Raw genomic sequence first — 19372 nt, forward strand, 5'->3', positions numbered from 1 at the left:
GGCCCCACTGGAGCCGCCGCCTTTTTTCCTTGAGAATAAGGAGCCCGCCCGCGCCGCAAGGCGCGGGCCCCGGATGGGGTTCAAGCGTCCTCGTACTCCGACATCGGCGGGCAGGTGCAGATCAGGTGACGGTCGCCATAGGCGTTGTCGACCCGGTTGACCGGCGCCCAGTACTTGTCCACGCCGAGCGAGCCCGCCGGAAAACAGGCTGCCTCGCGGCTGTAGGGCCGGTCCCAGTCGCCCACCAGGTCGCGCACCGTGTGCGGCGCGTTCTTCAGCGGGTTGTTCTCGGGGTCGATCTTGCCGTCGATCACGTGCTGCGCTTCGTCCCGGATCGACAGCATCGCGTCGCAGAACCGGTCCAGCTCAGCCTTGGGCTCGGATTCGGTCGGCTCCACCATCAGGGTGCCCGCAACCGGCCAGGACATGGTGGGCGCGTGGAAGCCCGAGTCCACCAGCCGCTTGGCCACGTCATCCACAGTGATGTGCCCCTCTTCGTTCAGCGGGCGGGTGTCGAGGATGCATTCATGCGCAACCCGGCCCGTTTCCGAGGTGTAGAGGATCTTGTAGGCATCCTTCAGCCGTGCCGCGATGTAGTTGGCGTTGAGGATCGCCACCTTGGTCGCCTGCGTCAGACCCGCGCCGCCCATCAGCAGCACATAAGCCCAGCTCACCGGCAGGATCGAGGGTGAGCCGAAGGGCGCGGCCGAGACCGGGCCCACGGCCGTGCCGTATTCCGGATGCCCCGGCAGGTGCTCGGCCAGATGCGCCTTCACACCGATCGGACCCATGCCGGGGCCGCCGCCGCCGTGCGGGATGCAGAAGGTCTTGTGCAGGTTCAGGTGGCTCACGTCGCCGCCGATGTCGCCGGGGCGGGACAGGCCCACCATGGCGTTCATGTTGGCGCCGTCGATGTAGACCTGGCCGCCGTGCTCATGGGTGATCGCGCAGACCTCCTGCACGGTGGTCTCGAAGACGCCGTGGGTGGAGGGGTAGGTGATCATGCAGCCCGCCAATTCGCCCGAGTGCTTCTCCGCCTTGGCCCGGAAGTCGGCGAGGTCGATGTCGCCGTTCTCGTCCGCCTTCACCGGCACCACTTTATAGCCCACCATCTGCGCCGACGCCGGATTGGTGCCATGCGCCGAGGTCGGGATCAGGCAGATGTTGCGGTGCCCCTCGCCGCGGGCGATGTGGTAGTTGCGGATGGTCAGCAGCCCTGCGTACTCGCCCTGCGCGCCGGAGTTCGGCTGCTGCGATATCGCGTCATAGCCGGTGATCTGGCAGAGCTTGTCATTCAGATCCGCGATCATCTCGTGATAACCCTGCGCCTGATCCTCGGGCGCGAAGGGGTGCAGGTTGGAGAACTCCGGCCAGGTAACCGGGATCATCTCGATGGTCGCATTGAGCTTCATGGTGCAGGAGCCGAGCGGGATCATCGCGCGGTCCAGTGCCAGGTCGCGGTCGGCGAGCCGGCGCATGTAGCGCGTCATCTCGGCCTCGGCCCGGTTCTTGTGGAAGATCGGGTGCGTCATGTAGGCGCTTTCGCGCAGCGCGTAGTCGGGCAGGCGGTAGGCGCGGTTCTTGACGCTGTCGTCCTTCTTGTCGATGCCAAACGCGCCCCAGACCGCTTCGATGGTCTCCGGCCGGGTCTGCTCGTCGAGCGAGATGCCGACGCGGGTTTCGCCCACCTTGCGCAGGTTGATGCCGCGCGCGACGGCCGCTTCCATCACGGTCTTCTGCAGCGGGCCGACCTCGACGGTGATGGTGTCGAAGAACACCTCCGGCTCCACCTTGAAGCCATGTTCCTCCAGCCCGGCGGCGAGGCGCGAGGTCTTGCGGTGCACCGACTGAGCAATCGCCTTGATGCCGTCGGGGCCGTGGTAGACCGCATACATCGAGGCCATCACCGCCAAAAGCGCCTGCGCGGTGCAGACGTTGGAGTTCGCCTTCTCGCGGCGGATGTGCTGCTCGCGGGTCTGCAGAGCGAGGCGGTAGGCCTTGTTGCCGCGGGCATCGATGGAGACGCCGATGATGCGGCCGGGCATCGCCCGCTTCAACTTGTCGGTGGTCGCCATATAAGCGGCGTGCGGGCCGCCGTATCCCATCGGCACGCCAAAGCGCTGGGTCGAGCCGACGGCGATGTCGGCGCCCATCTCGCCCGGGGATTTCAACAGCGCCAGCGCCAGGATGTCGGCTGCCACGATGGCAAGCGCGTTATGCTCGTGTAGTGCCTCGATCTCCTTGGTGAAGTCGCGCACGTGGCCGAAGGTGCCGGGGTACTGGAAGATCGCGCCAAAGACCGCGCCCGCGTCCAGCTCGTCCGGATCGCCGACCTTGACGTCGATGCCCAGCGGCTCGGCGCGGGTCTTGATCACCGCGATGGTCTGCGGGTGGCAGTTCTTGTCGACGAAGAAGGCCGCGTTGTTCGCCTTGGAGCGCGCGCCACGCTGTGCCATCGCCATCGCTTCCGCCGCGGCGGTGGCCTCATCGAGGAGCGAGGCGTTGGCGATGTCGAGGCCGGTAAGGTCACTCACCATGGTCTGGTAGTTCAGCAGTGCCTCCAGCCGGCCCTGGGAGATTTCCGGCTGGTAGGGCGTATAGGCTGTATACCAGGCCGGGTTTTCCAGGATGTTGCGCAGGATCGGCGCGGGCGTGGTGGTGCCGTAATAGCCCTGGCCGATCAGCGAAGTCAGCACCTTGTTCTTGCCGGCCACTTCGCGCATGTGGAACAGCGCGTCGCGCTCGGTCATCGCCGGGCCCCAGTCCAGCGGCTCTTCCTGGCGGATGGCGGGCGGCACGGTGGCGTCGATCAGCTCGTCCAGAGTCTTGAAGCCGATCACCTTCAGCATCTCGGCCATCTCCTTGGGGGAGGGGCCGATGTGACGCCGGTTGGCGAAGTCGTAGGCTTCGTAGTCGGTCAGTTTGAAGGCCATTTGCAGCGCTCCTTTGGAAAGGTCACGTCCAGCCGGGCTTCAGGGAGCCTCCGGCGGGAGTATTTGAAGCAAGGTGAAAGGGCGGGTCTGCAAAGACCCCCCCCGCTGGCCGCTGAGGCTCAGCCGATCAGGGCCTTGTAGCCGTCCAGGTCCATCAGCTCCTCGAGCTGGCCTGCGTCGCTTAGTTTGATCTTGCAGATCCAGGCGTCGCCCTCGGGGCTTTCGTTCAGCGCGCCGGGGTTGTCGGCCAGGGCTTCGTTGATCTCGATGATCTCGCCATCGACGGGGGCGTAGATCTCCGACGCCGCCTTCACCGACTCGATCACGCCCAGCTCGTCGCCCTTGGCAAACTCCTCGCCGACTTCCTTCTGCTCGACGAAGACAACCTCGCCCAGCTGCTCGGCCGCGTGCTGCGTGATGCCGAGGGTGGCGGTATCGCCCTCGACGGTGATCCATTCATGCTCTTCGGAAAAATAGGTGGCCATCTTCGCTCTCCTGATGATGGTTTAGCGTTTGTAATTCTGGGTGACGAAGGGCAGGGCGACCACTTCGGCGGGCTGCGCCTTGCCACGGATGATGAGGTTCACCTTGCTGCCTGGCGCGCTGTGGCTGGCGGCAACATAGCCCATCGCAACCGGGCCGCCGACGGTGGGGCCGAAGCCGCCCGAGGTGATGCTGCCGAGGCTTTCGCCCTCCAGCGATTGCACCTCGACGCCCTGGCGGGCAGGGGCGCGGCCTTCAGGCTTGATGCCGACAAGCTTGCGCGCGGCGCCTTCGGCAAGTTCCTTCTGGATGCGCGCAGCACCGGGAAAGCCGCCCTCTTCCCTGCGGCGTTTCTGGATCGCCCAGCCAAGTGACGCCTCGATGGGCGAGGTCGTCTGATCGATGTCGTTGCCGTAGAGGCAGAGGCCCGCTTCCAGCCGCAGGCTGTCGCGCGCGCCGAGGCCCGCCGGTTCGCAATCCTCGTGGGCGAGGAAGGCGCGGGCGATTTCCACCGCCTTGTCCTCGGGGATGGAGATCTCGTAGCCGTCCTCGCCGGTGTAGCCGAGGCGGGAGATCCGGCATTCGGTGCCGTTGATCTCACCCAGGGTGGTTTCCATGAACTTCAGATCGCGCGCCGCGGGGCACAGGGAGCCGACCACGTCCTCGGCCTTCGGCCCTTGAACGGCGACCAGCGCGCGGTCGAAGATCTCGGTCACCTCGACGCCGTCCAGCTTGGCCTGCATGTGCGGGATGTCCTGGTGCCGGAGAGCCGCGTTCACCACCACGAAGTAGTGATCGCCCGCGTTGGAGACGATCAGGTCGTCCATGATGCCGCCGGCCTCGTTGGTGAAGAAGCCGTAGCGCGCCTTGCCTTCCTTCAGGGTGGCATAGGCCTGCGGGCAGAGCGCCTCCAGTTTTTCGCCGACGTTGTCGCCGCGCAGGATCACCTGGCCCATGTGGGACACGTCGAACAGCGCCGCCTTCTCGCGGCACTGCTTGTGCTCGCCCATGATTCCCATCGGGTATTGCACCGGCATTTCCCAGCCGGCGAAATCGACCATCTTGCCGCCAAGCTCGACGTGCAGGTCATAAAGCGGAGTGCGTTTGGGTGCGTCGGTCATGAGGAATGCCTCCTGTTCGGGGTGTGCCGGGTCAGCCGGGCGGCCATCACGATGCAATCGCGCGGCCGCTTGGGTTCAGGTGTCGTGGTGCGCCGGGCAGGCAGGACAGGGACCGGTGCCCGCCGCCGGGGAGCATAGCCCGCCCGGCGCTGCGGCGGCGCGTAAAAAGGCGCGTTCCCTTGGTCCATCGCTCCCCTCCCGGCAGCGTCACTGCCGTTTGCCCTGCGTCAAGGCCTGCTCGCGGGCCTGCTTCAGGGCGGCAAAATCCTCATCCGCATGGAAGGACGAGCGCGTGAGCGGGGTCGCCGAGACGCCAAGGAAGCCCTTGGCGCGGGCGATCCGCTCCAGTTGCCCGAACTCCTCCGGCGTCCAGAAACGGACCACCGGGTGATGCTGCGGTGTGGGCTGCAGATACTGGCCCACGGTCAGAAAGTCGACCGCTGCGGCGCGCAGGTCGTCCATCACCTGCCGGATGTCCTCCAGCGTTTCGCCCAGGCCCACCATCAGCCCGGATTTGGTGAAGATCTGCGGGTTGGCGCGCTTGGCATCGTCCAAGAGCCGCAGGGAGGTGTAGTAACGCGCCCCGGGGCGCACCTGCGGGTAAAGCCGCGGCACGGTCTCCAAGTTATGGTTGAAGACGTCCGGTGCGGCGGCAAACACCGCTTCCGCCGCCGCGCCCTTGCCGAGGAAATCCGGCGTCAGCACCTCGATCGTGGTGTCCGGGTTCTGGTGCCGGGTGGCGCGGATAGTCTGGGCAATATGGGCCGCGCCGCCGTCTTCCAGGTCATCTCGGTCGACCGAGGTGATCACCACGTGGCGCAGACCCAGCTTCTTCACCGCCGCCGCGACCTTGCCCGGCTCGAAGGCATCGAGCGCATCGGGGCGGCCGGTGGCGACATTGCAGAAGGAGCAGCCGCGGGTGCAGACCTCGCCCATGATCATCATCGTGGCGTGGCGCTGCGACCAGCATTCGCCGATGTTGGGGCAGGCGGCCTCTTCGCAGACCGTGGCGAGCCCGTGTTCCCGCATCAGGCGGCGGGTCTCGTAATACTCTGCGCTTTCGATCTTCTTCCGGCGGATCCAGCGCGGCTTGCGCGCGATCTCGCTGGCGGGCCTGTGGGCTTTCTCCGGATGCCGGGGGCGCAGTGCGACGGTCATTTAGAGGCCCCTGCCGCTGCGGCAGAGCCGCCGGGCCTGCCGCCGCTGAGGATCGGATCAATTGCGTTCATCGGCTCCTCCCTTTGCCTCGACGGCCCGGAAACGGCATGCATGCATTCGTATACGGCATGCGTGCGTTCCCTATAGGAAACTTTTTCCCTATGATCAACTCATGAAGTGCATCCGGAATTTTTTTGACCTAAACCACCCCCGCGGCTAAGCTGTTCACGCAACAGGAAAATAAAGCGCATGGACCCCATACAGCCAGATGATGAAGGCCTGCCGCCCGGCATGGCGGATGCCCCGGATGGCGAAATCCTCGGCAAGATGATTCGCGACGCCCGCAAGGAAAAGGGTTTGACGCTGGAAGAAGCGGCCAAGGCGGCGGCGATTGGGCGCTCTACTTTGTCCAAGATCGAGAACAACCAGACGCGGCCGAGCTTCGACATCATCCGCCGCCTGATGCAGACGCTGGAGCTGGAGACGCCGCAGCTGTTCCTGCAGTCCGGCCAAAGCGACATTTCAGGCCGCCGCGATTTCACCCGCACCGGTCAGGGGGAGCACAAGGAAACCGCGACCTACGACCACGAACTGTTGTGCAACGAGCTGACCAGCAAGCGGATGGTGCCCTACATCAGCACGATCAAGGCGCGTGACGTCAGTGACTTCGACAGCTGGGTCCGCCACCGCGGCGAGGAGTTCATGTTCGTCCTCAGCGGCGAGCTGATCCTCTACACAGAACACTACCGGCCCCTGCGCATGGCCGCGGGGGACTCGGTTTATTACGACAGCGGCATGGGCCATGGCTGCGTCTCGGTCAGCGAGGAGGATGCCAGGGTGCTCTGGGTTTCTCTGGAAGTCTGATTTCAGCTGTCCGGCGGGGGCCGGGCCGGGACGGGCACCGCGTCCCGGCAACAAGCGTTTGACAACAGATCGCTTTTCCGCACGGCCGGGAAAATTTTCGTACAGTAAAAAATTTTTGAATCCGCCGGAACCAACTTCATCCGGGGCACGTTGTCACGGTGTAGCTCAAGCGCGCTGCGGTGCGCACCTGAAGGAGAACGAACCGATGAAGAATCTTTTGCTTTCTACCTCGCTGCTGATCATTACTTCTGCCGTTCCCGCCTTTGCGGCCGGCACGGACACCGATGCATCCGGCGACGCGTCGGCGGAAATCAAGATTCCGGCCACCGAGGGCGATGCCGCGGCAGGCGCCGAAGTTGAAGGCTCCGTCGAAACCGAGATGGAAACCGAGACCGAACAGGCTCTGGAGGAAACTGGCGAAGCCGTTGAGGACGCTGCTGAGAGCGCCGAGACTGCCGCTGAAGAGGCCGCCGAGAGCGCTGAAGCCGGTGCCGAAAAGGCCATGGACGAAGCTGAGGCTGCCACCGATGAAATGGTAGGCGAGACCTCCGAAGCCATGGACGAAGCCGCCACTGAAACCGGTGAGGCCATGGATGAAACCGCGGCCGAGACCGAGGAGATGATGGATGACGCCGGAGCCTCCGCGGAAGCGTCTGCCAAGGTTATTGCCATCGAAGATCTGACTGCTGAAGAGCTGACGGGCACCCGCGCCTATGACGCGAACGACGAGCACGTGGGCGAAGTATCCGAAGTGATCCTGACCGCCGACGGCAAGGTCGAAGGCGTGGTCGTTGATCTCGGCGGTTTCCTGGGCATCGGCGAAAAACCCGTGAAGCTGACCATGGACGATATCGAGATCAATGAGGTCGAGGGCGACCTGCGCGTCCGCATCATGATGACAGAAGAGCAAATGGAAGCTCTGCCTGAGTACGAGGGCACGTAAGCCCCGCATTTGCAAAGGTTTGAAGGGGTCCGTTCCGTCCCCTTCAAAAGCCGCCCCGTTTGCCATTGCCTGACGCCGGGTTCCTGCCTCGTACCGGCCGAATAATCTGCCAAACGTTCTGCCAGGGCGGCGCTAGGGCCGGGTTTCCTTCGGGATACCCGGCCTTTTTACGTCTGTCTCCAGCCGCGCAAATTGGCCAAGATCTTTATTTTTATGATTAATTTCAGATTTCGCAGGGAACTGCCGCGGTTCTGGAGACGTTTCCTTTGCAGATCCCTGGGAGGGACTGGATTAGTGGAAAAGGAGAAACAAATGCCGTATCTGATGCGTACTACCGTTCTTGCCGCTGCCCTGGCCACCGCCGCTGCAGCCGGACCTAAAGTCGCGGAGATCGATGTCGAGGCCGACCTCACTGCCATCAGCGGCTTCCAGTCGGCAAGCATCTGGGGCAGCCTGGAAGCCGACCTCGAAACCGCCCTTGCCAAGGAGCTTGCGGCCCAGATCGCCGAGGAAGGCTCTGAAGAGGGCGCCGAGATCAAGATCCAGATCGACTCGGTCACGCTGGCGGACAACTTCGAACAGTCCGTGGGTATGGGTGAGTGGAAGCTGAAGGGCGATGTCGACATCGACATGCCGGATGCTTCGCAGGACCTGCGCTATGACCTGACGGTGACCGCCGACCAAGTCAACGCATACTTCCCGGCAGGTACCGATGTCACGACCGTTACGGTGGACAGCGATATCTTCTACCACGCGATGATTGACGCGTTTGCCGAGAACGTCGCTTCGAAGCTCAAGTAAGAAGGTACGCTAGTCGTACCTCTGCTTCCCTGCTGATCCTCGCAGGCCTGGCGGCCTGCGAGACCGCCGAAGGTTCCAGGCGTGACGTAGCCCACCCCGGCAACGAAGTCCTGGATAGGTCCCGGGAGGCACATAGGTTTGAACGCCATTCTTAGCGCTTCTCTAAAAGGTTTGGCAGGCCGGGCGGCTGCCAGGCCTTTTCTGTATTGCAGGACCTAGAGAGCCCGGCGGGCGGGAACGGGCTTCGGACTGCCATTGCGCTGGGAACCAAACGCCACGGCTGTGCGTTCTTTCCCGGGGCGCCCGGCTTGCAAGCCACACCGCCTCTACAACCCGCGCAGCTTGGAAAAGGGGTGTCTTCATGTCCGAATATGCAGGAATTGGCGGTTTCATTGTCCTGGTACTGTCAATCTGGGCAATTGTATCAATCGTCGGCTCGCAGGCCAGCACTGGCGCCAAAGTGCTTTGGGTGCTGTTCGTGCTGCTCCTGCCGATCATCGGCTTCATCTGCTGGCTGCTGTTCGGTCCGAAGTCCGCCCGCGGCCGGGCCTGAAGCGCGGGCCCTTTAAGTCTCCCTGTCAACTGACGGCATCCCTTGGGGTGCCGTTTTTTTTTTGTTGGCATTGCCCTAGCGACGAGTATTTGCCCGCAGGCGCCTGCACTCGGCGCGGCACAGGGCCGCACGGCCGCGCCCTTTCTGCGAGGTAATTTGCAGGCCCTCTACCTGCCCGGCTGGCCCACGCTCTTCCTGGCGGGACGCGCCCTTGCGCTCGGGGCCGTGTCTTGTGCAATCGCGAAGGCATAAAAAAACCGCGCCGGAAGCCCGGCGCGGGTCACGTGCGTGGGGTCAGGCAGTCAGCCGTTGTTCATCTGCAAAACGTGATGGACCCCCACGTCGGGATTGCTCTCGCCCTCTTTAAGCCCTGCGCGCAGCAGTTTCAGGCCGACCAGCACGGCGCTGCTTTCGTTTGCCCAGACCGCGGCCTCAGCTGGGGTGAACTTCAGCAGCGTGACCTTCGGGTCCTCACGGCCCTGCTCAAACCAGGCGGCGGCTGCCACGCTCCAGTACTCGTCAAGCTTCGCATTATTCTGACTCACTTCCAGCGCGCCTTCGATGCTTGCGAAGTAGTCCTCGTTCTTCGACATGAAGCACAACTGGCCGCGCCCGCCGGTGCCGATGGCACGGGCCAGGTCGGTGTCAGATGAGGTAATGAACCAGATCGCCCCGCCGTCTTCGTCTGCGAAATGCGTCATCGGCTGCGGGTGCTGGCCGCTTCCGGCCACCGCCAGCATCGACGTTCGGCCGCGCGACAACTGGGTCCACAACTGCTGCTTGGCGTCTTCAAGGGTTTCGGTTTGGCGGGCCATGTCTCACCTCTTTGATCTGAGAAATCCGGGTTCGCCGCCGCGGTATCGCGCGCGGCAATGAGGCGCCGCGCGTGCGGAGCCTCCCACCGTCTCAACGCGTAAAGGGGGTGGCAGTTCCCCGCCGAACGCCCGGCGGGGTCAGGAACCAAAGGCCCTCCGCCCGCGTTTTTAAGGCATCCACCCTTTAACCGGGAGACAGAGAAATGAAACCCACCGCGCCCGCCCAGTTCCCCGCCCGTTCCAGCGTTCATCAGCGCATGCCGGGCGCCACCCACCGCCCCGGCCAGCCGCAACCGCGCGCCGTGGCCGTGGCCCTGCCGCAGGCAGCACACCCCTTGGCAGCCGCCCGCGAAATGCCGGAGCGCCTCGGCGAAGCTGCCCGCGCCGCGCTGGAGGCAGTGCGGATCTTCTGGCAGCATCAGACGGCATACCGCCGGACGGGCGCGAAGTCCCGGAAGTGACAAGGCAGGGGGCAGGCTGCGGGCGGGCTATGGGCTCGTTGCGCACCCGGTTCTCAAGGCCACGGCGCGGCAGAACATTCTGCCGCATTTTCGGCGGGCAGGCGCCAGAGCGCGCGGCCCGCTCATCGACGTCTGGAGGGGTGTGAATGCAGAAAATGGCCAGGCCCGGTGCCGCTGGTTCCGCCCCCGGCGCCGCTGTGGAAGAAACGGCCCATCCTGCGCTGATGTCCGTATTCCTGAGCGGCCGGGCGATGCGGGCAATGATCCTCATACTCACCCTCATCGCCGTCACCGCCGCGCTGCACTTTGCCAAGCCGGTCCTGGCCCCGGTGGTTTTCGCCGCGGTCATGGGCATCGTCATCTCGCCGCTGGCCGACCGGCTTGACCGGCTGGGGGTCGCCCGGGTTGCGACCGCGGCCGGGCTTTTGGTGCTGTCTGTGTTGCTGCTCGTACTGCTGGTGCTGTCGCTTGACCCGCTGATCTCGGCGCTTGTGGCGCAGCTGCCGGTGATAAAGGCTGAGATCCGCGGCTGGGTGGAGATGCTTTCAGAAGTGCTCCGCGGCATTGAAGCGATCAGCAGCGAGCTGGAGGAAACCGTGGGCCAGTCCGGCTCTGGCGTTGCCCGCGAGGAGGAGACAGCCTTGCCGACGCTGGTGGATGCGCTCTGGCTGGCGCCGAACTTCGGGGCGCAAATGCTGATTTTCGTGGGCACGCTGTTTTTCTTCGTGCTGACCCGAAACGAGCTCTATGCCGCAGCCGGCCCTTACGCCAGCCGCCTATTCCGGGCCGAGCGCGCGGTGGCGCGCTATTTTACCGCGATCTCCATGGTGAATGCCGGGCTCGGGCTGACGGCGGCGGCGGGGCTTGCGGCGCTGGGCGTGGCAGGCGCCTGGGCCTGGGGGCTGGCGGCGGCACTGTTGAATTTTATCCCCTATCTCGGGCCGTTTCTGATCATGGGCGGGTTGGCGGTGGCAGGCATTACCCAGTTCAACGGGGTGCAGGCGGTGCTGCCGCTTGGGCTTTTTATTCTCTTGAACCTCACGGAATCGCAGTTCGTCACCCCCGCCTTCGTCGGCCGCCAATTGCACCTCAACCCGCTCTGGGTGTTCCTCGCGATCATTTTCGGCTTGTGGATTTGGGGGCCGGTGGGGGCCATCGTGGCGCTGCCGGTTCTGCTGTGGAGCGGAAGGATGCTGACTCCGCCGCCCCCGCAAGGTCCGCAGCAGCCGCCTGCCAAGGCCTGACCGCGCCGCCTTAGACGATATCCTCCGGCGCGCCGGGCACGCTCTGGCGCAGATCCGCCAGCTGCTCGGGGTCATGCGGCACCAGAAGACCGCGGCGCGCCTCGGGGCGGCGCACGCCATTGCGGCGCACTTCCTGCCGCCACCAAGCTGCCGCACTGGCAGGACCGAGCGCTTCGGGCGGCAGATCCTCGCGCCACCAGTGCCGGGCCAGCCGGTGCCACAAGAGCGAGACCCGCTCCGGCTGGGTCAGCCGCAGCGCCGATTCAGTGTCCCAGCGCATCGAGCGCCCGTTCAGATTGGCCGAGCCGACCACCCCGAAACTGCCGTCGATGATCAGTACCTTGCTGTGCAGATAGATGACGGGCGAGCCCGCCAGCACCGCGGGTGTCTCCCGCGCCGCCATGCGCGGCTGTACCGGACTCGCGATGCAGGCGCGCTCCCCAAAGGCCGCCGTCACCTTCTCCAGCGCCTCGGCCTGCAGCGCCATGCCATAGCGTGCGTCGAGATCGCGGTTGCCTTCGAAGGCGACATCCTCGGGCAGGGCGGGCAGGATCAGGATCAGCGACAGGTCCGGGTTGCGGCGCGCTGCCCGCGCCAGCCCGCGGGCAATCTTGCTGGAGCGCAGGAACTGGGTCTCCAGATAGATCAGCTTCTCGGCGCGCTGGAACGCGGCGAGGTGATCCTCTTCTATCTCCTTCAGGAGCGTGCGCGGCGACAGCGCCCAGGGCGTCTTCCGTGGGCCCGACAGGGTACGCCGCACGGCGCCGCCCTTTTCGGCCTGCCGCTTCAGCGCGATCTCGTCGAGGAACTGGTCGAGGTGGCGCGCCGCCTCTTCGGCTTCGGGCCCGCGCACCAGCAGCTGAACATCAGCCCAAGTCTCGTGCGCGGGCAGGTCATGCGCCGGCGTGTCATAGCGGCGCCGGTTCAAGTCCAGCCCGCCGAGGTAGAGCACCTTGCGGTCAATCACAGCCACCTTCTGGTGGTGGGACGCGGGGTAAAGGTTGGGCGGCCCGTAGGTCACCCCGCGCGGCCGCAGCCGCCGCGGCAAGCTGCGTAATTTCTTCAGCACAAATGGTGAGAAAACCAGCCGCGTCAGCATCCCCGCCCGCGCCGGGTGCAGAGAAGCGGACACCGACAGCCGCGCGGCAGCATCGGGGTGCAGATCTGCAGTCAGCGCCGCCGCCTGAGCCAGTGTCTTCATTGCCGCGGCATGCAGGGGCGAGGCCATTACCGGGTCGAAATCGCTGACCACCAAGCGCACCCGCACACCCCGGACGAGCGCATCCGTGATCAGGTCGGCCCATGTATCGCCTATCTGACGCGCCTCAGGGCTGAGCAGCTTGGTAGCGAAGTTGAACAGGCGGAAGCTGGCGGAGATTTCCCGCTCAGCGCCCAGCACCGCGCGCTCGAACGCGGGCCAGGCCTCTTCGGCGGTGATCAGAACCTCAAAGTCTGTTGCCGATTTGTCTTCAGGCTGCGGGTTCTGATGCATTTTCTCCCTGCCCCGGCTGCGAGGCCGTGATCGGAGCTTCGGTGCCCGGCGGTGCCGGGAAGCGGAGCTGGTAGCAGTAGTAGTCTTCGTTATCGAGGATGCTGGCCACGCCGTCCAGCTGCGTCGTGAAGGCTTGCATCAGCCGCGTGCCCACTCCGGTGCCCATTTCATCATCCGGGGTTTCAAAGACGCGCTCCCCCTTGGTGTTGCAGATTTCGAGTTCCAGCGTGCCTTCCTCGGCGAGGTGCAGGCTGACGGTAATCCGGGCCGGGCCATTCTTAGGTTTGCCTGCGTATTTGACGGCGTTGGTCATCGCCTCTGAAAACAGCATCGACAGGGTCACGGCCTGGTCCTGCGACAAATGCGCCTCGATCACGTCACGGCCGATTTCCACTCCGGGGCCGTGGCTCGGGTTGATCGAGCCGATCTCGTCCACCAGCCCGTTGAGCAGCTGACGGCTGTCTACCGTGGTGACATCAGGATTGGTGTTCAGGCTGCGGTGGATGGTGGCCAGCCCGCGCACCCGGCGCTGCAGCTGCGACAACATGCTGCGCGCCTCCATCGAGTGGGCGCTGCGGCTCTGCATGTTCATGATCGAGGCGATCATTTGCAAGTTGTTCTTCACCCGGTGATGCACCTCCCGCAGGAGTACCGTTTTCTCTGCCAGGTCCTGTTCGCGGCGGCGCTCCGCCTCGCTCAGGATCGTCACCATGCGGTTGAACGACTGCTGCGCCTCTTCGAATTCGCGCGGCGGATGGCTGAGCTCCAGCCGCGGATCCTCGCGTTCCCCCAGCGCATAGCGCCGCATCGCGGTGCGCAGCGCGCTCAGGTGGCGGATGACCGAGCGCTGAAGGCCAAAGACCGCAACGGTGATCCCTGCCAGCCACATCAGCACCGGAAAGGCCATCGTCATCAGGGAGGCAGGGTTGCCGGTCATCGACATCGCCTTCTCCACTGGCCAGCTGCCGACCACCGCGACCTGGCCGGGGATAATCGCGCTGACTGCAAAGAACCGCGGGTTGCCAGAGTGGGAATCGCCAAAAAACGTCTCGCCAGTGCGGTCCAGCAGCTCGCGCCGCGGCACCGAGGAGGGCAGCGTCAAATTGGCTTCCTCCGGCGGAGCGCTGGAAAACAGGATGTCGCCCTGGCTGTCGACGGTGGAGAACTGGATGCCGCTGGCCGCACCGGGCTGGCCGGGCATTGTGCTGGCCATCCTGTGAGGCACCCCGATCGAGACATAGCCCGCGACGGTGCCGGACTGGCGCACCGGGCTGGTCGCCAGAAGCTGCGGGGTGGAGCTGCCGGAAATGTTGTCATCCACGGCGAAACTCGGCCCATCCACGGTTTGCGCCTTCAGGAAGGACCATTCCTGGGACACATCCCGCGTTACCCCGGTGGATGTGCAGTTCATTTGCCCGTCGGGACCGATGAAGGCGGCAAATGTGAAGGGATTCGCCTTCTCGGTGAATGCCCGCAGGAATTCCGAACAGGCCTCCTGATCGCCGGTGAACGGCAGGATCAGGGCCGCCAGTCCCTCGGTCACGCCGCCCGCCCTCTGCAGCAGCTCGCGCTCCCGCGCTGCGGCGCGCTGGGTGCGGTCGAGGAGCGAGGCATGCGACAGGCGGCTGGCTTCGGTAACCACAGCGTTGGTCTGATATATCGCAATCAGGCCGAGCGGCAGCAGGGCAAGCGTCATCAGCCCTGCAAGCCGTACCAGCAGACTGCCTGCGAAGGAGCGGCGGAATTGAATCATGCGGCGCTTGAATTACTGACGATCCCGGCGGTCACACTATCTGTGAGTTCCATCTGGCCGGTTTCGTCCAGGTGCATCAGTTCTGCGAGGCGGGCACGGGCTCGGTTCACACGGCTCTTGATGGTGCCGGTCTTCACTCCGCACATCTCGGCCGCCTCCTCGTAAGAGAAGCCGCCGGCGCCGACCAGCGTCAGCGCTTCGCGCTGCTCGTCGTTGAGCTGGCGGAAGGCGGTATGGAAATCGCGCATGTTGAGGCGGCCGTCATGGTCGGGCTTTTGCGACAGCGCGGCGGCCAGCGAGCCGTCTGCATCCTCGACCTCGCGCTTGCGCTTGCGGCGCAGCGAATAATAGGTGTTGCGCAGGATGGTGAACAGCCAGGCGCGGATGTTGGAGCCGGGTTCGAACTTGTCGATGTTTGTCCAGGCCTTGACCAGCGTGTCCTGCACGAGGTCATCAGCCGTGGCGCTGTTGCGGGTCAGGCTGATGGCGAAGGCGCGCAGAGCACCTAGGTGGTTGGCAAGATCGTCGCGCGGGTCAAGCGGCTGGTCACCCATTCGGTTTGCCCTCCTCATCGGGCTGCTGCGCGGCCCCATTGGCGGTTGCAGCAGGCCCTTTTTCCTTCAGCTGCTTCAGAAGCTCGGTAAACCTGTCGGGTACCGGCTCGCTGGCAAGCTGATCGAAGGCCTTCTTCAGGTTCTCGTCGATCTCTCTATCCAGCGCTTTGTCGCGCGCGTGGGCGCGTAGTTGAGATGATTGTTTCATGTGATGCATCAGTTTATTTTTGAGGTTTCTGGAACCAAACGCCAAACGGCGCGTATAGTTCCATGTGTATGCCAAAAAAAGGAACAACGACAAATGACCGTTCAGACGGGAGAAGTGATTGCCAGCCAGATCGCGGCAAACCTGCCATACCTGCGCCGGTACGCTCGGGCGCTGACCGGCAGCCAGAGCAGCGGCGACCAATATGCAATTGCCTCGTTGGAGGCGATCCTCTCGGGGGAGGGGGAATATGACAGCGAGCTGGCTCCGAAGGCGGCACTCTTCCGGGTGTTCCATGCGATCTGGACTTCCGCGGGGGCGCATGTCAGCGACGACGCGGACGAAGCCGGCCTGGCGGCAAGGGCGCAGGCACACCTGCGGCGGCTGACCCCGAACACCCGCGAGGCACTGCTATTGCACACGATCGAGGAATTCAGCGCCGCCGACACCGGCGCGATCATGGGCGTGAGCGAGCAGGAAGCGTCGGAGCTGATCTCCATCGCCTACGAGGAAATGGCGCGCGCCACCGTAGGCAAGGTGATGATCATCGAGGACGAGGCCGTGATCGCAATGGATTTGGAAGCGATCGTAACTGAGATGGGCCACCAGATCACCGGCATCGCCCGCACCGAGGAACAGGCCCGCAAGCTGGCCGCCGAGGCACCCGCCAATCTGATCCTCTCGGATATCCAGCTTGCCGACAATTCCAGCGGTATCGATGCGGTGAACGGTATCCTGGCGGAGCAAGGCGACCGCCCGGTGATTTTCATTACCGCATACCCGGAGCGGCTGCTGACCGGCGAAGGCCCGGAGCCGGCCTTCCTGATTTCGAAGCCCTATACTGAAGAGCAAGTGCGCTCGGCGGTGAGCCAGGCGATGTTCTTCTCTTCGACAGAGACGCTGAAGGCTGTGGGCTGACGCCCAGGGTGGCGGCCGCACAGCGGCCCGCTATAGCATCTGATCACGCCGGCCCTCCGGGGCCGGCGTGTAAGATTCCGCCTCAAGCCTCAATTCAGAGCCTGCCCCCGGGTGCCCCCGGAGCAAAGTAGGGCCGCTCAACGGCGGCGCGAACGCGCACATCGGCCATTTGGCGGATACGGCGGCCGGCCGAACCGCGGGCCGGGCGCCGTAAAACGCCGCCTTCCACCGTGAAACGATCTCCGGCAGCCGGAGTGCGCATGGCAGCTCGATGCTGTGCGTACGCCAGACGAGCTGAATACCTAGAAAAATAGACCCGGTCCGTGGACCAATACGCGGACCGGGTCAGTTGCCAGCCTGCAAGACGGGAGGAGGAGGGCAGGCCGGCAGAAGTGGCAGCCGGTTTAGGCCTTCTTTATGGACCTCAGCATCCAGGCCGCCTGCTCATGGAAGGCGGAGCGTGCGACCGCGAGGTCTTCGGTTACTACGTCCCTATGCTTAGCCGCCAGCTCAGCCAGGGCGTGCAGCCGGCGCGCGACGCGCTCATGGCTGTTGACCAAATCCTGCGCCATCTGGGCGGCGTCCAATTCGCCCTGAGCGTCCTCGATTTTCGAGCGGTTCAGGATCTCGTCCATCCGCGACGGCGCCAGGTGGCCCAAGGCGCGGATGCGCTCGGCCAGTGTATCGGCGGCGGTGAACATGTTCTCGTACTGCTCTTCGGTCAGTTTATGCATCGAGTAGAACACCGGACCTTCCACATTCCAGTGGTAGGCGTGGGTCTTGAATACCAGACGGTAGGTATCGGCGAGCACATCAGCCAGCCCGCTGGCAACCGCGCCGGTATCGCGGACGCCCGTATTGACATCGCTGTCGCTCGGTACGGTGGAAAGTGCGTCGGTCATTACGGGCTCCTTTCAGTATTTCGTTCGCAGAGTTGCAGAGGTAACGCAGTGTCCTTTGGACTGGTTCCCGCCCGTCCGCGGTTATGTTTCCAGGCATCGCACCACAGCAGTTGGGACAAGGCGGGAGGACGCGGCGGCGGCATCCGGCCGCCGCCTTTCTTCGCTACTGCCGCGGGCCGCCACGCATGAGACGGAGCAGAAGGGCGATGGCAAACAGCACCAGGAACACGAAGAACAGGATTTGCGCGATCCCGGCCGAGGCCGTCGCAACTCCACCGAATCCGAAGATCCCCGAGACGATGGCGATGGCAAGAAAAACGAGCGCCCAGTAAAGCATGCCATGTCCTTTCGTCAGTGGTTGCGTGTTGTACCCAACCAACCGGGCTGCCGCGGGAAAAGTTCCGCCTATTTCCTCCACTTCGGGACACACGCTGGCCAACGCCTTCGTGATGCGGGGGAACCGGCGGAACTTCGCCAGCGTTTCTCTTCTGTGATCACAGCGGGCAAGGGGACAGCGCATGGCAAACGCGGCAGAGTTATTGGTCCGGTGCCTGGAGGCCGATGGAGTCACACGTATCTTTGGCGTGCCGGGCGAGGAAAACGCCGCGGTTATGTTGGCGCTGGAAAGCTCCCCCATCGAATTTGTCCTGACACGCCATGAACAGGGCGCGGCCTTTATGGCGGCGCTGCACGGACGGCTGACGGGCACCGTGGGCGTCTGCCTCGGAACCCTGGGGCCCGGAGCCTCGAACCTGCTGACAGGGGTGGCGGACGGAGACCTGGACCACGCGCCGATGCTGGTCATCACCGGGCAGGGCGCGACCTCCCGCCTGCACAAAGAAAGCCACCAGATCATTGATGTTGTGGCGATGTTCCGCCCGGTGACCAAGTGGTCCCAGGCAATCCTGGCACCGGATGCGGTGCCCGAGATTGTCCGCAAGGCGGTGAAGCTGGCCGAAGCCGAGGTGCCCGGGGCGGTACTGCTCGAACTGCCCGAGGACGTGGCCGCGATGGAGACCTCCGCCGCTCCGCTGCCGCGCGTCCCCGTGCGCTTGCCCGCGCCCGATCCGGAGGCGCTGGACGAGGCCTGGGATATTCTTGCGAACGCCCGTTCGCCGCTGATCATCGCGGGCAACGGCACCATACGCACCGGTGCCAGCCCGGCGTTGCGGTCGTTTTGCGAAACGACGGGAATCGGCGCGCTGATGACCTTCATGGCGAAGGGTGCGCTGGCGCCCGAAGACCCGCGCTGCCTTTTCACCATCGGCATGGGCCAGCGCGATCACCCGGTGCCAGTGGCAGAGAGCGCAGACGTGATCGTGACAGTGGGCTATGACATGGTGGAATACCCGCCGCAAAGCTGGAACGGCCCCGGCAATGCGAGGATTATTCATATCGATACCCTCCCGGCCGAGGCCGACCGCCACTACAGCCCCGCGGTGGAGGTGATCGGCCATCCGGCGAAGGCGCTGGCCGGGCTGGAGGAGCGCGCCCGCGGCGCCGTGCCGGACTACGACCTCGCGGACCAGCGGCGGCTCCGCGAAACCATGCAAAAAGAATTTGCCGCCTATGCGGACCAGGCTGGCGCAGGCCCGGTAAAGCCGCAGAAACTGATCGCCGACGCGCGCGCCTGCCTCGGCCCGCGTGATATCCTGATCAGCGGTGTGGGCGCTCACAAGATGTGGGTGGCCCGCCATTATCAGGCGCAGGAACCCGGCAGCTGCATCATCTCCAACGGGTTCTGCTCCATGGGCATGCCGCTGCCCGGCGCCATCGGCGCGGCGCTGAGCTGCCCGGACCGCAAGGTGCTGGGCCTCGCCGGAGACGGCGACTTCCTGATGAACCTGCAGGAGATGGAGACCGCGGCACGGCTCAATGCCGATATCACCCTGATGATCTGGGAGGACAAGGGCTACGGCCTCATCGCCTGGAAGCAGGAGCAGGAATTCGGCCATCACACGGACCTGTCGTTCTCCAATCCCGACTGGGTGCAGCTGGGCCGGAGCTTCGGCTGGAAAGCCGATCTCTGCACCCGCGCCGAAGACGTGCAGGACTCTCTGCGCGCGGCGCTTGCCCATGATGGCCCGGCGCTGGTCGCGGTCCCGGTGGACTACAGCGAAAACATGAAACTGACCAAGCGGCTGGGGCAGATGACCTCGCCCTGCAAGTGAA

At 64.7% G+C, this 19372-nt stretch carries 19 protein-coding genes; 8 read left to right on the forward strand and 11 right to left on the reverse strand.

Features of this window, described 5'->3' with window-relative positions; translation table 11 throughout:
• Positions 1–80: 80 nt before the first annotated feature.
• From gcvP to lipA, 4 genes are all read right to left on the reverse strand, one after another.
• The gene (gcvP, locus tag ACOHWE_RS07750) at positions 81–2933 is read right to left on the reverse strand and encodes an aminomethyl-transferring glycine dehydrogenase (RefSeq protein WP_420665434.1); all 2853 of its coding nucleotides are present in this window, start codon (positions 2931–2933) and stop codon (positions 81–83) included.
• 119 nt (positions 2934–3052) lie between these two features.
• Positions 3053–3418, reverse strand: coding sequence for a glycine cleavage system protein GcvH (gene gcvH, locus ACOHWE_RS07755; RefSeq protein ID WP_420665436.1), 366 nt, complete (start codon positions 3416–3418; stop codon positions 3053–3055).
• A 21-nt stretch (positions 3419–3439) separates the two neighbouring features.
• A complete protein-coding gene (gcvT, locus tag ACOHWE_RS07760) occupies positions 3440–4537 on the reverse strand; it encodes a glycine cleavage system aminomethyltransferase GcvT (protein ID WP_420665437.1) in 1098 nt (365 codons plus the stop codon).
• A gap of 207 nt (positions 4538–4744) precedes the next feature.
• Positions 4745–5695 carry a lipoyl synthase gene (lipA, locus tag ACOHWE_RS07765; RefSeq protein WP_420665439.1) on the reverse strand — a complete coding sequence of 317 codons (951 nt, stop codon included), beginning with the start codon at positions 5693–5695 and terminating at the stop codon, positions 4745–4747.
• A gap of 249 nt (positions 5696–5944) precedes the next feature.
• Here lipA and ACOHWE_RS07770 point away from each other — a divergent pair, with 249 nt between their 5' ends.
• The 4 genes from ACOHWE_RS07770 to ACOHWE_RS07785 all read left to right on the forward strand — a co-directional run bounded on the left by ACOHWE_RS07770 (position 5945) and on the right by ACOHWE_RS07785 (position 8856).
• A complete protein-coding gene (locus ACOHWE_RS07770; protein WP_420665440.1) occupies positions 5945–6559 on the forward strand; it encodes a helix-turn-helix domain-containing protein in 615 nt (204 codons plus the stop codon).
• A gap of 205 nt (positions 6560–6764) precedes the next feature.
• A complete protein-coding gene (locus tag ACOHWE_RS07775; RefSeq protein WP_420665442.1) occupies positions 6765–7502 on the forward strand; it encodes a PRC-barrel domain-containing protein in 738 nt (245 codons plus the stop codon).
• A gap of 312 nt (positions 7503–7814) precedes the next feature.
• Entirely contained in the window at positions 7815–8303 is a 489-nt protein-coding gene (locus ACOHWE_RS07780) for a hypothetical protein (RefSeq protein ID WP_420665443.1), read from the forward strand.
• A 361-nt stretch (positions 8304–8664) separates the two neighbouring features.
• Complete coding sequence (locus tag ACOHWE_RS07785; RefSeq protein WP_420665444.1) at positions 8665–8856, forward strand: PLDc N-terminal domain-containing protein; 192 nt, start codon at positions 8665–8667, stop codon at positions 8854–8856.
• A gap of 302 nt (positions 8857–9158) precedes the next feature.
• On the opposite strand, the gene ACOHWE_RS07790 is transcribed toward ACOHWE_RS07785, so the two are convergent.
• Positions 9159–9671, reverse strand: a complete 513-nt coding sequence (locus ACOHWE_RS07790; protein WP_420665446.1) for a pyridoxamine 5'-phosphate oxidase family protein — start codon at positions 9669–9671, stop codon at positions 9159–9161.
• Between the two features lie 203 nt (positions 9672–9874).
• Between ACOHWE_RS07790 and ACOHWE_RS07795 the strand changes: the two genes are divergently transcribed.
• Positions 9875–10132, forward strand: a complete 258-nt coding sequence (locus ACOHWE_RS07795; protein ID WP_420665447.1) for a hypothetical protein — start codon at positions 9875–9877, stop codon at positions 10130–10132.
• A gap of 224 nt (positions 10133–10356) precedes the next feature.
• Positions 10357–11376, forward strand: a complete 1020-nt coding sequence (locus ACOHWE_RS07800) for an AI-2E family transporter (RefSeq protein WP_420665449.1) — start codon at positions 10357–10359, stop codon at positions 11374–11376.
• Positions 11377–11386: 10 nt separating this feature from the next.
• Here the strand turns inward: ACOHWE_RS07800 and ACOHWE_RS07805 are convergent, their stop codons facing one another.
• From ACOHWE_RS07805 to ACOHWE_RS07820, 4 genes are read right to left on the reverse strand one after another with little or no spacing between them, the layout of a single operon-like run.
• Positions 11387–12868, reverse strand: coding sequence for a phospholipase D-like domain-containing protein (locus ACOHWE_RS07805; protein WP_420665451.1), 1482 nt, complete (start codon positions 12866–12868; stop codon positions 11387–11389).
• A complete protein-coding gene (locus ACOHWE_RS07810) occupies positions 12846–14621 on the reverse strand; it encodes a sensor histidine kinase (RefSeq protein ID WP_420665452.1) in 1776 nt (591 codons plus the stop codon). The genes ACOHWE_RS07805 and ACOHWE_RS07810 overlap by 23 nt, the downstream gene beginning before the upstream one ends.
• Positions 14618–15175 carry an RNA polymerase sigma factor gene (locus ACOHWE_RS07815; protein WP_420665454.1) on the reverse strand — a complete coding sequence of 186 codons (558 nt, stop codon included), beginning with the start codon at positions 15173–15175 and terminating at the stop codon, positions 14618–14620. The genes ACOHWE_RS07810 and ACOHWE_RS07815 overlap by 4 nt, the downstream gene beginning before the upstream one ends.
• Positions 15168–15383 carry a NepR family anti-sigma factor gene (locus ACOHWE_RS07820; RefSeq protein ID WP_420665455.1) on the reverse strand — a complete coding sequence of 72 codons (216 nt, stop codon included), beginning with the start codon at positions 15381–15383 and terminating at the stop codon, positions 15168–15170. The genes ACOHWE_RS07815 and ACOHWE_RS07820 overlap by 8 nt, the downstream gene beginning before the upstream one ends.
• A gap of 93 nt (positions 15384–15476) precedes the next feature.
• Between ACOHWE_RS07820 and ACOHWE_RS07825 the strand changes: the two genes are divergently transcribed.
• Positions 15477–16298: a response regulator gene (locus tag ACOHWE_RS07825; protein ID WP_420665456.1), complete on the forward strand. Its 822-nt coding sequence runs from the start codon at positions 15477–15479 to the stop codon at positions 16296–16298.
• Between the two features lie 404 nt (positions 16299–16702).
• Here ACOHWE_RS07825 and ACOHWE_RS07830 read toward each other — a convergent pair whose 3' ends face one another.
• Together ACOHWE_RS07830 and ACOHWE_RS07835 are read right to left on the reverse strand one after the other, a co-directional pair.
• Positions 16703–17200: a Dps family protein gene (locus ACOHWE_RS07830; protein WP_420665457.1), complete on the reverse strand. Its 498-nt coding sequence runs from the start codon at positions 17198–17200 to the stop codon at positions 16703–16705.
• Positions 17201–17363: 163 nt separating this feature from the next.
• Positions 17364–17537: a DUF1328 domain-containing protein gene (locus ACOHWE_RS07835; RefSeq protein ID WP_420665459.1), complete on the reverse strand. Its 174-nt coding sequence runs from the start codon at positions 17535–17537 to the stop codon at positions 17364–17366.
• A gap of 181 nt (positions 17538–17718) precedes the next feature.
• On the opposite strand from ACOHWE_RS07835, the gene ACOHWE_RS07840 reads away from it, so the two are divergent.
• Positions 17719–19371: an acetolactate synthase large subunit gene (locus tag ACOHWE_RS07840; RefSeq protein ID WP_420665460.1), complete on the forward strand. Its 1653-nt coding sequence runs from the start codon at positions 17719–17721 to the stop codon at positions 19369–19371.
• The last annotated feature ends 1 nt before the right edge of the window (position 19372 follow it).

Source organism: Cribrihabitans neustonicus (assembly GCF_048820895.1).
GTDB classification, from domain to species: Bacteria; Pseudomonadota; Alphaproteobacteria; order Rhodobacterales; family Rhodobacteraceae; genus Cribrihabitans_A; species Cribrihabitans_A neustonicus.